A 15,719-nucleotide genomic window follows, 5' to 3' on the forward strand; every position below is an offset into this window, starting at 1 on the left:
ACGGTAAACGCCGTAACGCGGATCACAATCGCCGCGCCAATGTCCCGTCGAGAACCCGGCAGCCCCGCATCGCGCGACCACGATTGGGGGCTCAGCGGTCAAAGGAGTCCCATGCCCGCACAGACCATCAACGGCGTCGCCGCGCACACCTTCGATGAGTTCGTCGTCGTCAACCCCGCGACAGGTGCGCCGTTCACAACGGCCCCCGAAGCCACGCAAGACCAAGTCGACCAAGCCTTTCAGGCGGCCGCCGACGCGTTTGCGGCATGGCGTACCGACGAGGAGTTTCGACGGGCGAAACTGATGGAGGCCTCCGCGGCGATCGAGGCCAACTCAGAAGAGTTGGCCCGCATCCTGATTGAGGAGTCGGGTAAGACCGCCGCGTTCGCGGGGTTCGAAGTGCCCGTTGCGGCGGGTTGGCTGGCGTACTACGCCAATCTGGATCTTCCCCGCGAACTGCTTCGTGACGACGAGACTGCGCGGGTCGAAGTGATCCGCCGACCAGTCGGTGTCGTCGGCGCCATCACCCCGTGGAACATGCCGATCGGACTCGCGTTCTTCAAGATCGCACCGGCGCTGCGCGCAGGTAACACCATGGTCCTCAAGCCATCACCGTTCACACCGCTGAGCACCCTGCGGTTCGGCGAAATCCTTCGAGACATCCTGCCGCCGGGGGTGCTCAACATTGTCACCGGCGGCGATCAGGTCGGCCGATGGATCGCCGAACACCCGCTGGCCCAAAAAATCAGCTTCACCGGCAGCGTCGAGGCGGGCCGATCTGTCAATACCAGTGCCGCACCGGATTTCAAACGGGTCACCCTGGAACTCGGCGGTAATGACGCAGCGGTTCTGTTGGACGACGTTGACGTCGCCGAGATCGCACCGGGGCTGTTCTGGTCCGCCTTCTTCAACAACGGACAGGCATGCGCGCTCATCAAGCGCGTCTATGTCCCGCGCCGGATCTACGGCGATGTTGTCGAAGCGCTGGCCGCCGTCGCGAACGCCACGGCAGTAGGCGACCCGACGGACTCCACCACCCAACTGGGGCCGTTGTCGACGCTGCCCCAGATCGAGCGCGTCATCGGATTGGTCGACAAGGCCCTTTCGGACGGCGCGAAGGCCGCCGCAGGTGGCCGTCGGATCGATCGACCGGGGTACTTCATGGAGCCGACGATCATCGCCGATATTGCCGATGGGTCACCGCTTGTCGACGAGGAGCAGTTCGGCCCGGCGCTGCCGATCATCGCCTACGACGAGGTCGACCATGCGGTTGGCCTGGCCAACCAGACGAATTTCGGCCTGGGCGCAAGCGTGTGGACGGCAGACCCGACGCGCGGCGCACACGTCGCCGCGATGCTCGAGGCCGGGACGACCTGGGTCAACACGCACGCGAGCCTGGGACCCACCACACCGTTCGGCGGGCTCAAGCACAGCGGGTTGGGTGTGGAGAACGGCCCGTGGGGTCTGTATGCGTACACCGAGTTGCAGGTGGTGCACGTCAACCGCGGTACTCCCGGACCCACCGCGGGCTAGCCACCGAAATCGTGTTGGGCTGCGGTTTTTACTCCACATTGTGGCGATGGGCGGGTTCCCGCAATTCCTGACGGCGATACGGTATTGCTAACCCAACTGTGTTTGATTAATATCTGTTGCGCGGGCCATGGCGCCCCTATCACGGCAGACCGGCAACCAGGAGCGACATGGGAACACTCGAGGGCAAGGTGGCCTTCATCAGCGGCGGTGCTCGCGGCCAAGGCCGCGCGCACGCGGTGCGGCTCGCCAAAGAAGGCGCCGACATCATCACCTTCGATATCGCCGAGCAGATCGACTCGGTGCCTTATCCGTTGGCGACCAAGGACGACCTCGAGGAAACCGTGCGACAGGTCGAAGCCCTCGGCCGCCGGATCGTGGCGCGTCAGGCCGACGTCCGGGACCAGGATGCGGTACAGGAAGTATTCGATGAAGGCATCGGCGCGCTCGGCAGGGTCGATATCGTCATCGCCAACGCCGGCATCATGCCGATCGTCGGCCCCACGTCCACCAAGGTGTCAGCGTGGCACGACGCGATCGACATCATGCTGAGCGGTGTGGTCTACACGTTGGAGGCCGCGGTCCCGACGCTTGTGGAGCAGAACGACGGCGGTGCCATCATCATCACCAGCTCGGTGGCCGGGCTGAAGGGCACAGCACGGTCTTTGCGGACCAATACCTATGGATTGCTCGGCTACACGGCGGCCAAGCACGGGGTGGTCGGCGTGATGCGGTCTTATGCGAACGCCTTGGCCGGCCACAACATTCGGGTCAACACTCTCCATCCGACCGGCGCTAATACGATGATGGTGGCCAATGACGCGTTCCTGGGCTCTGCCGAACAGTTCCCTGAACTGTTCGAGGCAATGAGCAATGCCCTTCCGGTGCAGCTGATCGAGGCCGACGACATCGCCAACGCCGTGGCCTGGTTGGTGACCGATGAAGCGCGCTACATCACGGGTGTCTCGCTTCCGATCGATGCCGGGGCGTCGGCCCGCTGATCGGTCCGCGGTAACTACACCGACAGCAATCAGCGACGATCGATTGCTGTCACATCGGTCCTTGACTGGAGGCGCTCCGTTGTCTTATCCCGTCCCAGACGTGCCGCGGACGAAGTACACCCGCACCCCATATCTGGTTGTCTCGCAGGAGAAAACGGTCCGCAAGGACGTATACGGTTCGATCGCCGACAACGCCGTCCGGCAGGCGCAGCTGCTCCGCGGCGATGACGATTCGGACACCGTCGTCCTCGCGATGCATCCCATCGGTTCTCCCGGGTACCTGCCGCTGTTCTCCGAACTTGCACGTACCGGTCTGCATGTGATCGGCGCAGCCAACCGGTACTCGGTCGGCGACTCCGCCCTGCAGATGGAGAATGTGCTGCTCGACCTGCACGCATGCATTGACGATGCGCGAAATCGACTCGGCTACAAGAACATCATTCTTGCCGGCTGGAGTGGCGGCGGCTCACCGATGATGGGCTATCAAGCGGAGGCGGAGTCGCCGATCATCACGAAAACCGCAGCCGGCGAGGACACCCTTCTCGCGGAGACGGCGCTCGCCGAAGCCGACGGGGTGATGCTGTTGGCGGCGCCGCGCAGCCGGCACCGTCTGCTGACCGAGTTTCTCGATGCCTCGATCACCAATGAGGTCGAGCCGGAACGTAATCGCCGAACCGAGTTCGACTTGTACGACGCGTCCAATCCCAACCAACCGCCGTACTCCCCGGACTTTCTCGCCGCGTATCGGTCCGCCCAGCAGGACCGCAGCCGCCGCATCACCGCGTTTGCCCAGCAGAAGTTGGCCGAATTCCGCTCGGCGGGACGGCCGCACGCCGAATACGCATTCGTGGTGCACGGGACGATGGCCGATCCGCGCTGGCTCGACCCTTCCATCGATCCCAACGGACGCCGGCCCGGATCGAGCTACCTTGGCGACCCTTGTATCGCCAACACCAGCCCTGGCGCATTGATGCGGTTCACCACCGCACGCAGCTGGCTGTCCCAATGGAGCCTGCAGACAGCCCAGGTAGACGCGGGAGACGCCGCCCCGCGCGTCACGGTTCCGGTGTTCATTCTGGTCAACGGGCGCGACGATGCAGTGCCGACCAGCCACCAGAGACAAGTCTTCGACGCCGTTGGCCACGCGGACAAGGAACTCGTGAATCTGCCCGGTGCCAATCACTATTTCAGTGGCGCCGACCAAAAGGCACACCTCGCCCGGGCCGCCGATCTGGTGCATGACTGGCTGGTGCGGCATCAGTTCGTCAATTGAGCACGAGGAGAGACAGATGGCCTTCGCGGCCCTTGACTGGGTTGACTACCACGCAAACCACCGACCTCAGGATCCGGCACTCGGCAGCGCCGACGACAACACAATGCTGTGCTGGGCGGAACTCGAGGAACGGGTGGGCCGGCTGGCCCGTGTGCTCCTCGATCGCGGAGTCGCCAAAGGTGACCGCGTTCTCGTCATCGCGGAAAACGATCCGCGCGTCATCGAGATCCAGTTCGCCGCAATGCGTATCGGTGCATTACTGGTCCCACTGAACTGGCGATTGGCAGTCTCTGAGATCACCGATATCGCGCTCGACGCGGAAGCGCAGCTGATCATCCACGACGCCGATTGGGCTGCGGTCGCCAACGACGTCGCCGACAAAGCGGCGGTTCCGCAGCGCGTCTCCTGGGCCGGTGAGGAATCGGAATACGACACGGCTGTTGCCGATGCCGTCCACCTCCCTCCCCACATCGACCTGACATTCGACGACCCCACCCACATCCTGTACACCTCGGGCACAACGGGACTGCCTAAAGGCACGCTCTCGACCCACGGCACGCTGGTGTGGCAGGCGCTGAACACCGCACAAACGACACGGTACTCCGAGCCGGGCAACCACCACCTCAACCCGATGCCGCTGTTTCACGCGGGCGGGCTCAACGTCATGGCGAACCCCATCCTGTATTTCGGTGGAGCGGTATCGATCATGCGACGCTTTGCGCCCGACCCCGTCTTCGCCGCACTCACCCGATCTGAATTGCCGGTCACACATTTCGCCGCGATCCCGTTAATGTACAGAGGTATAGCCGCGCAACCGGGGTTCCATACGGCCGACTTCTCGCACGCACGCCAGTTCATCGTGGCAGGCGCCATCGCCGAACCCGAACTCCTGCAACAGTGGGCCGACCGGGGCGTGCCGCTACAACCGCAATACGGTGGCACCGAGCACGGACCGATGGCCACGGCGGTCGACAAACCCGCGCTTGCGTTGGCCAGGGTCAAGGCCGGGTCGACCGGACGGGCCGCCCGGCATACCCAGATCCGCCTCGTCGACCAGGACGGCGACGACGTTGCCCCGGGCGAAACCGGCGAGATCTGGCTGCGCGGCCCAAGCGTCACACCCGGATACTGGCGCAAAGACAATGACGATTACTTCACCGATGGCTGGTATCGCACCGGCGACGCCGCGCGCCGCGATGCTGACGGTTACTACTACCTCGCTGGCCGGGTAAAGGAGATGTTCAAGTCGGGCGGCGAGAACGTGTATCCCGCCGAAATCGAGCGGGTGTTCGCTGAGCATCCCGAGGTGTCCGATGTGGTCGTCATCGGTGTCCACCACGAGGTGTGGGGTGAAGTGGGGATGGCGGTCGTTGTGCCGTCCCGACTACAACACCCACCCACACTGGACGAGCTAAACCAATTTGCCCAGGCCCGACTGGCGCGGTTCAAACTGCCCAAGTCGCTGGCCGTAGTCGATGATCTGCCCCGCAACGTCACGGGCAAGGTTTCCCGGCAGGCGTTGAAAGAGCAATACGGCGGGGTATGACCGTGATACGCCATAACATCGCAGACAACGGCATAGCCGAACTGGTGATTGACAATCCACCGGTCAACGCATTAAAGCTCTCCGATATGGCCGACCTCGTCACCCATCTGCGCAGCTACCACACCGACAATCGGGTACATGCGGTGCTGTTGCGCGCCGATGGCCGCGGTTTCTGTGCTGGCGGAGACGTCAAGGAGGTCCAGAACCTCCCCGGCTTCACAGGAATCCTGGGCCAGGCCAACGGCTCTCAGGAACTGACCCTGGCAATCAGCGAATGCCCGGTGCCGGTGATCGCCGCAATACACGGTTACTGCATCGGATTGGGGGTGCTGGTCGCGGGAGTATGTGACATCATTTTGACCGCAGAGCAGACGAGCTTTGTGCTTGCCGAAGCCGACAACGGCGCCACCAGCGGGATTGTCCAGGCTGCCGGCCTCCTACCCGAGAAGCGGTTGCGCGCAGCGATGTACACGTGCGAGCCCTTCTTCGCCGAAGAGTTGCACGCCTACGGCAGCGTCTACCGCGTCGTGCCCGCACGACAGTTGGCCGATGCCGCACACGACCTCGCGGCGACGGTCGCAGCGAAGCGCACCGCTGTCGTAAGAAACCTGAAAGCCGCGATCAACGGAACGATCGCCCGAGATATCCGCAGGGCTTACCGCCAAGAACTGAGCTACACCCTCGAGTTGAACATGTCCGGTGAAGCACACGATGCGCGCGGGGATTTCCTCGAGGGCCGTCGCTTGGGCTACGAGCACGGGAACGAGACGCCATGAGCTTCATGCCAACTGACGATGCGCTCGAATTCGGCGCCGTCGTCCGACGCTTCTTGGAGAAACACTCGCCCGAGGAGTCCGTACGGCGTTGGATGTCCGACGATTCATCCTATGATCCGCATGTATGGCAGCTGGCGGCAACCGAACTCGGTCTTCATGGACTGTCTGTACCTGAGGAGTTTGCCGGCAGTGGCGCGGGTTACTGCGAGCTCGGCGTGGTTTTCGAGGAGCTCGGCCGCTCCCTCTACGGCGCGCCGATGCTGGCTTCGGTCGGGCTCGCCACGTCAACCCTCTTGCAATGCGCTGACGCGTCAGCGAAGAAGGACATGTTGCCGCGGTTGGTGATGGGCGAATCGGTGGCCACAGTCGGCTGGGCAGGACATGATCCGCTTAAGAGTTCGATCACGGCAGTGGTTACCGGCGAGGGTGCGGAAACGCTGCACGGTCACGCCGATTATGTGCTTGCCGGCCCGCAAGCAGACATCCTGCTGGTGGTCGCCACAGCGGCCGACGGCCCGAAGATCTACGTCGTCGAAGACACCGCGCAGCTGCAGTGGTCCGAGTTCACACCGCTGGATCAAACCCGCAAGCTAGCGCACACCGACCTCACCGGTATCCCCGCCCGTCGGCTGCCCATTGCCGCGCCGGCTCTGGCACATACCGTGGACATCTGGACTCTGCTGTTGGCAGCCGAACAACTCGGCGGAGCGTCGCGAGCACTTGAGCAAGCGGTCGACTATGCGCGCACCAGGGTGCAGTTCGGTCGGACGATCGGCTCATTCCAGGCAATCAAGCACCGCTGCGCAGACATGCTTGTCGAGGTCGAATTGGCCAGGACAGTTGTGTGGCACGGACTCTGGACGGCCGACCATGACCCGCAGAACCTGGGCGTCGCGGCCGCGCTTGCAGGTTCCGTCGCGACCGATGCGTACACCCACGTCGCCGCCGAGAACATCCAGATTCACGGCGGTATCGGGTTCACCTGGGAACATCCGGCCCACCTTTATCTCAAGCGCGCCAAGGCCTCCTCGCTGCTGTTGCGGTCGACGAACCGGCATCGCGACCGGCTCGCAACGCTGATCAACCTTCCGAAGGGAGCGTGATCGCCGATGTCGACCACACACGATCGCCGGATACTGGACACCGCGCTCGCGGAATTCTTCGCCACACATGACATCGCCACCGTTCCGGACCAGATGATCCGCGCGGCACGCTTCGACGCTGGCTTGGCGTTTGTGCATTTTCCGCACGGTCTCGGCGGCCTCGGATTGGATTCGTCGCTGCAGGCAGAGTGCGAAAACGCGTTTCAGCAAGCCGGCTCGCCTGATTGGAGTGCCCGCAACGTGATCGGCCTGGGCATGGCGGCGCCCACCATCCTAAAACATGGCACACCCGAGCAATGCCACAGGCACCTGCGCGCACTGTTCACCGGCGAGCACATCTGGTGTCAACTCTTCAGCGAACCGGGCGCCGGCTCCGACCTCGCCGCGGTGGCTACCCGGGCCAGACAGCGCGGCGACACCTGGGTGGTCAACGGTCAAAAGGTCTGGACCTCACTCGGCCACGTCGCGCGCTACGGGTTGCTGCTCGCCCGCACCGATCCAGCGGTCGCCAAGCACCGCGGCCTCACCTACTTCCTGCTGGACATGCACTCGCTAGGAGTCGACGTTCGGCCGCTGCGGCAACTAACCGGTGAGGCAGAATTCAACGAGGTCTACCTCAACAACGTGGAGATACCCGACAGCGATCGCCTTGGTGGCGTGGGCGCCGGCTGGAAGGTGGCCATCACCACTCTGAGCAACGAACGGGTCTCGCTCGGCGGCCGTCCATTGCAGCGCGGCGAGGGTCCGATTGCACAAGCGATTCAAGCCTTTTGCAGTGCTGTGAAGTCCGGCGACGGCAGCGCCCTCGCCCGTGATCAACTCACGCGGTTGTGGATCCGCGCCGAGGCGGCGCGTCTGACCAACGTACGCGCCGCGTCGAGCGTCGCCACGCCTGGACCTGAAGGTTCGATCGCAAAACTTCAGATGGCTGAACTCAACAAGGCGATCTATGAGTTCTGCGTCGATGTACAGGGCCAAACTTCGCTGGCCGTGGATGATTACGAGCAGACCGCACCGGACTTCGCCGCGGTGCACGGCGGTGAAGTCCTGACCAAGGCGTACCTGCGCTCATTGGCGAACTCGATCGAGGGCGGCACATCCGAAGTGCAGCGCAACATCCTCGGTGAACGCGTACTGGGACTCCCCGCAGAGCCCCGCGTCGACAAAGACATTCCATGGAGCAGGGTCTCCCCCGCATGAATATGAGCTTCGACTTCACCGGCCATACCGTGCTTGTTACCGGCGCGGCCCAAGGCATCGGATACGAGATCGCCAGTGCATTCACCGATTCGGGTGCCCGGGTTGCCGCCTTCGACAATGACCCTGCCCTGCTCGACGCGACGTGGGCCGGGAGAGAGGACGTGATGCCGATCGCGGTCGATGTGGCCGACTCGCAGGCCATCGCCTCGGCGGTACAGCATGTTGCCGAGTGGGGCGGGGGCGTTGCCACGGTGGTTAACAACGCCGGCATCACCCGCGACACCGTCGTGTGGAAACTGACCGATGAGGACTGGAAAGCGGTCCTCGACGTCCATCTCGGTGGCACGTTCAATGTCACCCGCGCGGCGATACCGTTCATGCGCGCCAACGGATTCGGACGCATCATAAACGTCACCTCCTACACCGCGATGCACGGCAATGTCGGACAGTCCAACTACGCCGCGGCCAAAGCGGCGATCATCGGGTTCACGAAGACTGTCGCGAAGGAAGTGGCCCGCTTCGGCATCACCGCTAACGCGATATCGCCGAATGCGGCGACCGCGATGGTCAAGGCCATCCCACCCGAGAAGCTCGCCGCGCTGACCTCGGCGATCCCGCAGCAGCGGTTCGCGGAGCCGGCCGAAATGACCGCCGCAGTCCAGTTTCTGGCTTCAGCCGAGGCCGGCTACATCACCGGTGTGGTGCTGCCCGTCGACGGCGGCATGTCGATGTGACAACAACCCACGTCGCCACTTCACCTAGTCGGCCCGGGTAACCACGGCCGGCCGACCGCTTGCGACCCGTCGTCGGGTTCCTAACCGATCACTGTTGCGTAAACCACTGGCTTTGCTCGTGAATAAGTACAGCCACATGCGGGTTTGCATAATCTAACGGTGTTTGTTAAATTCGGATAATTCACCTTCACCTCCACCGCGGATGGGAGACAGCGGCAACATGACCCTGAGCTTGATGACACTGGGCGACCAGGTCACCGATCCAGTCACCGGCAATCGCGAAACTGCGGTCGAACGACACCGTGCCATCGTCGAAGCGGCCGTCGTGGCCGACGAAGGTGGGTTCGAGGGTGTGCACATCGGTGAGCACCATGGGTTGGAGTACATCTACTCGTGCCCGCCGGTGATCCTGGCCGCGATCGGTGAGCGCACCAAAAACATCAAACTCAGTACCGCAGTGACGCTGCTCGCGAACCTCGATCCCGTACGAGCCGCCGAGGACTACGCGACGCTGGACGCCCTCAACGACGGCCGCGTCGAAATGGTCGCCGGCCGCGGCAACTTCTTCACCTCGACCTACACCCTTTTCGGGCAGGACCCCAATGACTCCCATGAGCTGTTCGAGGAGAACGTCGAGCTGCTTCTTGACCTGTGGACCGGAAAATCGGTGACATGGCAGAGCAATCATCGCGCACCGTTGGACGCGTTCACTCTGCAGCCGGCGCCTGAACAGGTGCCTCCACTCTGGATCGGCGGGGGTGCCTCGGAGTCCACGCTTGAGCTCGCCGCCCGGCTCGGCCTGGACCTGATGCTGCCGAGCGCCTTCGGCAACCCGGCGATGTTCATCCCCGTCGTCGAGAACTACCTCGAGCGTTACGCCTCCTACGGCCACACCCGCCAGCCACGTGTCGGGGCGTGCTGGCATCTCAACGTCGACACCGACAGCCAGCGTGCGCGCGAACGCTGGATGCCGCGGTACAAGGCCTACTTTGACCTCATGACGACAGTCATCAGCCGCGTCAATCCGGACCCTCCACCGTTCATCAAGAAGCCGTTCGACTTCGAGTTCTTGAGCACGAAGGGCCCGGCAATCGTCGGCAGCCCCGCCGAAATCGTCGACCGGCTTGGGGAGGTTTCTCAGATGCTGCGTGCCGACGTAAATCTGCTGTCGATAGACATGGGCGGTCAACCCGCCGACGAATTCCGGGCGATGGTGGAGCTGCTCAGTTCAGATGTGCTGCCCCAGCTGTCGTGAGCCCTGGCCCGGGCGCTGATTTGCGGCTGCCGGAACGTATTTCCATCCGCGAGGTCGGGATGCGCGACGGCCTACAGATTGAAACGCCCATCCCTACATCGGCCAAGCTCGCGCTTCTGGACGCATTGGTGGCCACGGGCGTCAAGCGGATCGAAGCTACCGCGTTCGTCTCACCACGCGCAGTGCCCGCGCTGAGCGATGCCGCTGAGATCGCCGGGGCACTACACCGTTATCCGGGCATCGAGTTCTCTGCCCTGGTGGCCAGCACTGCGGGTGCCAAACGAGCACTCGATGCCGGGTTGACCGACCTCGAGTACGTGGTTTCAGCTGCCGACGGGCACTCACGCGCCAACGTTCGGCGTTCCACCGACGAATCCATCGCCCTCGTGCCCCAGGTCGCCGACTTGGTGCAAGCCGCGGGTGGGACCCTCGAGGTCATCTTCGCGGTGGCATGGGACTGTCCATTCGACGGCCCGACACCGCCGGCGCGGGTCATCTCGCTCGTGGATCGTGCGGTGTCGTCCGGGGCAGACCGGGTGTGTCTCGGCGACACGATCGGGACGGCAACACCCAGACGTGCAACGGATTTGATCTCCAACATCCAGAGACGACATCCGGCAGTTCCGGTCGGGTTGCACATGCATAACACCCGCGGTGCCGGACTTGCCACGATATTCGCGGCGATGCAGCTCGGCGTCACCATGATCGACTCGTCGGTGGGCGGGCTTGGCGGGTGCCCATTCGCGCCAGGGGCCAGCGGTAACGTCGCGACCGAGGAACTCGTCTACCTGGCCACAGACATGGGAATCGACACCGGCATCGACGTTGAATCCGCGATCAACGCAGCATATCTCGCACAGGATCTGATCGGTCGCCCGCTAGCGAGTGGGGTGCTGCGCGCCGGGGATCGCCGGCGCGCAAGCTGAACGGTCGTCGCTCACCGGACCGACTTCGGTATCCACCACCGTCGGCTCCCGCATGCCTCAGTGCGCAGCGCTGGCGTCGGCGATCCGCTCCGCCTGTTTGCGAGCCTTGGCGTGCTCGGACTTGTGCGCGATCCCCTCGTACTCGGGGACGCTCGCCGGCGTGTTGTCGGCCATCAGCTCGATCGCTTCGAGCTTGTCGTCTTCGGTCAGAGGGACGGTGTCGTAGGTGAACTCGACTAGGGTGCCATCGGGGTCACGGGTGTAGATCGAATGAATGAACTCATGTTTGACCTCGAGCACGTGATAGCCACGATCGAGCCAGCGCTGCTTGTGCTCCTCGAGGCTGCCGATGTCGTGACATTCGAACGCGATGTGGTTCACCCAGTACGGCAGCCCGACGCCGGTCGACAATCCGCCCTGCCAACTGTCATCTGGGACGCCGGCGTCTTCGAGACCGCGCAGGTCCCAGATCGCGAAGAAGCCGGGCTCGTCGCCATTCGAATAAAAGATGTGCTTCGTCCAACCGCCGCCCGGCGCCTGCCGTTTGACTACTTTTCGCAGCTTGAATCCCATGACCTCGGTGTAAAACTGGTGGGACCGATTGACATCTTTGACTGCGATCGCGGTGTGGTGGAACACGTCCGGCGCCCCTTTGCATGTGGGATGGGTACTCCCGCGACATTACCAAACGCTGTCTGATTAATCTATGCCGCCATCCGCCGGGAAAGCCGGACCTCCTGCGCTACGGTTGCGATCTCGCGGCCATGCGACGACGACAGTGCATAGGTAAAGAACGTTCGATTCCCATAGGCGCGGGCACCATTCTGCGACAACAAGACCCAGTCGTCGGCGCGGAAGCAGCGATGGATCCACAGCCCATAGTTGATGGGCTGATAATCACCAGAATCGTGCAATGCACGGGCAACGACAGGATCCACCGTCAACGCCAGCGCGGCGACGTGCACCAAGAGGTCGTCCGGTAACTCGTTGCAGAATCTGACCCAGGTTCGACCACTGCCGTCGATCGGCCGGATATCGACGGGGAACCCTGCCGGCGTTGCCGGTGACAGCACCGCCGGCACGCTGTACGGGTCCGGGGTATCGCCCATGCCAACCAATTCCTCGGCGTGCGCGCCGAAAGACGGTGCCTCGAACGAGACCTGACCGCGGGCAACCACCCGATCACGTTGCGTCACAGAAACGGCGCGAAACGCCGTCTCGGCGCCGGTTTCACGATCCGTGATCACGCTCGCCAATGCGGTGCCGTCGAGGCTCCCGCCCCGAAACGCCACCTGTGCCGAATGGACCCAGTGTCCGAACCCAGTGTCGATACCCGCATCGAGCACAGCACGCGCGGCGACAACGCCTGCTGTGACGGAGGTTTGGCGGCAAAGCCCGGTGATCAACGGGTCGAGTCGTTGCCGTCCGAGTTGGGCTCTGTTGGGCCGGTCAGCGATGCGTGCCCTCTGGCTGGGGCTAAGTGTCGACCTCGCCAAGCTATTCCGTCTCGACCTTTGCGGCAGGAAGCCAACGAGACTGGCGCTCGCGGATGGCCTCCTCGAAAGCGTTGACAACGCTGGAGATGATCACATCGAACATCTCGTCCGATGACAGGCCCCTCTCCCGAAGAACCTTGGTCAAGGCGGGATACTCCTCGCCAGACAGTAGATCAGCCTCGTCACCTTGGGCATCCGTACGCGTCTCTTGAAGTGCGCTGCCGATCGCAACGAGCTCCAGTGATTCGATCAGGGGCATCACAGCTGCGCTCGGGACACCCTCATCGATCAGGTGTTTGGCCGAAACCTCGATGCGTTTAGGGCCGAGGCCTACGCTGCGTCGGCCGATTACGACCTGAATGATCTCGGGATGCGCCAGCAGCGCCGTCCGAAGCTCACGCGCATTCTGCGACAGCCACTCTCGCCAGCGCCCCGACGTGACATCAGGTGCACGCACGTCTTCGAGCGCAAGTTGCGCCGCCCCGGTGATGATCTCGTCCTTGTTCTCGAAATGGTGGTACAACGATGCGCCGTTGACGCCCAACTTGTCTGCCAGGCGACGGATGCTTAAGGAGGCCAGCCCCTCGTTGTCGATGATGTCTAGCGCCGCCTCTAGCGAGCGGCGACGTGAGATGAGCGCCTCTTTAGGCCGAGCCACATTTCTCCTTGTGTGCGTCGACGGTTCCGGTGACTATAAAGTTTATCTAACACCGTTGATGAACGGTATGGTGCGAAGCATCCCAAGTCATTCAGAACTCCCTCGGGCTGGGCACCCACGGAGAGACGATCGTGTACCAGAACATGAGTTGGACCAACGTACTCAGGTAGAACGCGGACCAGATCGCTGCCGCGCCGCTGGTGACTTGGCGCAACGTGTTCTCCCTCGGTCCCGCCATCAGCCCGTCGACGGCCGGACTGGCCGGGCCGGTTCCGACCAGCTCTGTGCGACGAGCGTTCTCCCAGCGTAGGGCGAGGCGCAGCGCTCCGTAACAACTGACGCCAAGTAGACCCGAGAACCAGATGTTCGACCAGATCACGCCGCCAAGCAGATATTGCGGCGCCTGGTAATACGTCCACAGATGCAACCACGACACCATCGGGATCTCGAACAGCGGCTGTAGCAATCCCATGCCGAGGAAAACCAGCAGCCAACCCCACACACCAAACCTGCGGTCCAGCCACTCCCGGTTACGCGCCAGAAATGCTGTCGGAATTCCGAAAAAGAAAGCGTATGTGAACAACAGCGCAACGGGCTGCACGGTTTCGCCGATCGTGAACAGCGGAATGAAGTTCGAACTGTACGCGACGTTGAAGAACCACTTGGTGTTGAACGTCCAGTCGAACAGCACGGTCAGCGTCGAACCGACATAGCCGCCCACCAGTATCCAACTCCGCGTGCGCAGCACGTACCACCAGCCGAACAGAAACAGGGCGAGTGCGACGAGCTCAAACAACCGCACAGCAAGCACGTCCGCCACGATCGGCACGGGCATTACGGTCTCCTTTACAACGCGTGTTTTGGTTAGTCTTGTCAATAACGCTTGTCGGAGGCCGGATCAGCGGCCCGATGTCAGTAACTCGCCTCCGTCAATGGGTACGACGACGCCCGTCAGGTAACTCGCCTGGTCACTGCACAAAAAAGCCACGAGATAGGCGACCTCCGACGGCTCGGCCAGCCGGCCAAGGGGATTGACCTCGACGTCGTTCTTCTCAGCCCAAGCCAAGATAGGGGTGATCATCTCGGTGTTGGTCTTGCCAGGCGCCACCGCGAGCACCCGAACCCCCGCACCCGCCCATTCCAGGGCAAGCGACTGCGTGAGCATGAGCAGCCCAGCCTTGCTGACGTTGTATGGCGCGAGCCCCACCGATGGATACATGGCCGCTGTGCTTGCGACGTTGATCACCACTCCGCCACCGGCGGGCATCATCTCTTTGATCCGGCACGCCAGAAACCATGGCGATGTCAGATTCAGTTCTACGATTCCGGACCACTCGTCGTGAGTAAACCGCTCGGCGCGCTTGGCATCGGGCAGAATGCCGGCATTGTTTATCAGTATGTCGACGCGAGCATGGCGGCTCTTGACCTCATCGACCAATCGCGCGAGATCCGCGGGCGAACTCAAATCTGCTGCAAAGAAATCACATTCGGCACCATGGTCGCGGAGTTCATCCGAAACACCTTCGAGGCGAGCCACGCTTCGACCGACCAACAACACCCTGGCACCCAGCGTTGCAAGTCGCCGCGAAATCGCCGCTCCGATTCCACGGCTGGCACCGGTGACCAAAGCTGTTCGCCCGCACAATGGTTGTCCGGTCAAAGGGTCATCACATCCCTTCATGCCCGTACCTCGACGCCGCGAGAGCGCGTGGTGAATACAGTTCCGAGGAGAACAACGAAGGGTCCGACCATACGGACCTTTAGGCGCGTCTTCGGCGAGATGACGATCGCTGTCGGAGTGTCTGCGACCATCGCCTGCCTTCCGCTGCGCCGCACCAAGCCGCCGTCGTAGTTGCGAGCCGGACCATCGCTGACGCGGGAGGGCCGCTGAGCCGAGCGCCCCACACGGCCGGCGCCCGGCGCGTGAGTCATCGACACATAACACTTTATCTAACGATGTTCGTCCGTCAAGGGCGGGGCCGCATTCGCAACTGCCGCGGCAAACGGCCAACAGCCGCTGCCCTGAAGTCCGGCGTTCCGAACTGCTGATAGGACGCTCAAATGTCCGGCTTCACGGGGCCTCACGGCGCCGTCGGCATCCGGCAACAACCGGAGGACCGGCGGCAGATCAACCGGGCGATGCCGGGGTACGGGGTTCTGCGCCGCGGCTTCTGACGCAAACTGACACCCGCTAAGGCCTCCCATAACCGGACACCGTTTG

At 63.0% G+C, this 15,719-nt stretch carries 15 protein-coding genes; 10 read left to right on the forward strand and 5 right to left on the reverse strand.

The annotated features are described in order from the left end of the window. Positions 1 to 111 precede the first annotated feature (111 nt). The 10 genes from ABQE93_RS09005 to ABQE93_RS09050 all read left to right on the forward strand — a co-directional run bounded on the left by ABQE93_RS09005 (position 112) and on the right by ABQE93_RS09050 (position 11,344). Positions 112 to 1,533 carry an aldehyde dehydrogenase family protein gene (locus ABQE93_RS09005; RefSeq protein WP_448406886.1) on the forward strand — a complete coding sequence of 474 codons (1,422 nt, stop codon included), beginning with the start codon at positions 112 to 114 and terminating at the stop codon, positions 1,531 to 1,533. 167 nt (positions 1,534 to 1,700) lie between these two features. Further along, positions 1,701 to 2,531 (forward strand): mycofactocin-coupled SDR family oxidoreductase, encoded by an 831-nt coding sequence (locus ABQE93_RS09010; protein ID WP_448406885.1) that lies wholly within the window; start codon positions 1,701 to 1,703, stop codon positions 2,529 to 2,531. Between the two features lie 100 nt (positions 2,532 to 2,631). Further along, the gene (locus tag ABQE93_RS09015) at positions 2,632 to 3,804 is read left to right on the forward strand and encodes an alpha/beta hydrolase (RefSeq protein WP_448406884.1); all 1,173 of its coding nucleotides are present in this window, start codon (positions 2,632 to 2,634) and stop codon (positions 3,802 to 3,804) included. Further along, the gene (locus tag ABQE93_RS09020) at positions 3,722 to 5,350 is read left to right on the forward strand and encodes an AMP-binding protein (RefSeq protein ID WP_448406883.1); all 1,629 of its coding nucleotides are present in this window, start codon (positions 3,722 to 3,724) and stop codon (positions 5,348 to 5,350) included. The genes ABQE93_RS09015 and ABQE93_RS09020 overlap by 83 nt, the downstream gene beginning before the upstream one ends. Beyond that, positions 5,347 to 6,126, forward strand: a complete 780-nt coding sequence (locus ABQE93_RS09025; protein WP_448406882.1) for an enoyl-CoA hydratase-related protein — start codon at positions 5,347 to 5,349, stop codon at positions 6,124 to 6,126. Before ABQE93_RS09020 ends, ABQE93_RS09025 begins: the two co-directional genes overlap by 4 nt. Then, on the forward strand, positions 6,123 to 7,229 hold the full coding sequence (locus tag ABQE93_RS09030; protein ID WP_448406881.1) for an acyl-CoA dehydrogenase family protein: 1,107 nt from the start codon (positions 6,123 to 6,125) through the stop codon (positions 7,227 to 7,229). Before ABQE93_RS09025 ends, ABQE93_RS09030 begins: the two co-directional genes overlap by 4 nt. Positions 7,230 to 7,235: 6 nt before the next feature. After that, on the forward strand, positions 7,236 to 8,429 hold the full coding sequence (locus tag ABQE93_RS09035) for an acyl-CoA dehydrogenase family protein (RefSeq protein WP_448406880.1): 1,194 nt from the start codon (positions 7,236 to 7,238) through the stop codon (positions 8,427 to 8,429). Continuing rightward, positions 8,426 to 9,163, forward strand: coding sequence for an SDR family oxidoreductase (locus ABQE93_RS09040; protein WP_448407274.1), 738 nt, complete (start codon positions 8,426 to 8,428; stop codon positions 9,161 to 9,163). Before ABQE93_RS09035 ends, ABQE93_RS09040 begins: the two co-directional genes overlap by 4 nt. 220 nt (positions 9,164 to 9,383) lie before the next feature. After that, complete coding sequence (locus ABQE93_RS09045; protein WP_448412356.1) at positions 9,384 to 10,418, forward strand: LLM class flavin-dependent oxidoreductase; 1,035 nt, start codon at positions 9,384 to 9,386, stop codon at positions 10,416 to 10,418. Then, positions 10,415 to 11,344, forward strand: coding sequence for a hydroxymethylglutaryl-CoA lyase (locus ABQE93_RS09050; protein WP_448406878.1), 930 nt, complete (start codon positions 10,415 to 10,417; stop codon positions 11,342 to 11,344). Before ABQE93_RS09045 ends, ABQE93_RS09050 begins: the two co-directional genes overlap by 4 nt. 57 nt (positions 11,345 to 11,401) lie before the next feature. On the opposite strand, the gene ABQE93_RS09055 is transcribed toward ABQE93_RS09050, so the two are convergent. The 5 genes from ABQE93_RS09055 to ABQE93_RS09075 all read right to left on the reverse strand — a co-directional run bounded on the left by ABQE93_RS09055 (position 11,402) and on the right by ABQE93_RS09075 (position 15,179). Next, complete coding sequence (locus ABQE93_RS09055; RefSeq protein WP_448406877.1) at positions 11,402 to 11,983, reverse strand: VOC family protein; 582 nt, start codon at positions 11,981 to 11,983, stop codon at positions 11,402 to 11,404. 65 nt (positions 11,984 to 12,048) lie between these two features. Next, positions 12,049 to 12,750 (reverse strand): acyl-CoA thioesterase, encoded by a 702-nt coding sequence (locus ABQE93_RS09060; protein ID WP_448406876.1) that lies wholly within the window; start codon positions 12,748 to 12,750, stop codon positions 12,049 to 12,051. Between the two features lie 91 nt (positions 12,751 to 12,841). Next, positions 12,842 to 13,498 carry a TetR/AcrR family transcriptional regulator gene (locus ABQE93_RS09065; protein WP_448406875.1) on the reverse strand — a complete coding sequence of 219 codons (657 nt, stop codon included), beginning with the start codon at positions 13,496 to 13,498 and terminating at the stop codon, positions 12,842 to 12,844. Between the two features lie 91 nt (positions 13,499 to 13,589). Next, the gene (locus ABQE93_RS09070) at positions 13,590 to 14,333 is read right to left on the reverse strand and encodes a hypothetical protein (protein ID WP_448406874.1); all 744 of its coding nucleotides are present in this window, start codon (positions 14,331 to 14,333) and stop codon (positions 13,590 to 13,592) included. Positions 14,334 to 14,396: 63 nt separating this feature from the next. Then, a complete protein-coding gene (locus ABQE93_RS09075) occupies positions 14,397 to 15,179 on the reverse strand; it encodes an SDR family NAD(P)-dependent oxidoreductase (protein ID WP_448406873.1) in 783 nt (260 codons plus the stop codon). Positions 15,180 to 15,719 lie beyond the last annotated feature (540 nt).

The organism is Mycolicibacterium sp. XJ662, assembly GCF_053484035.1.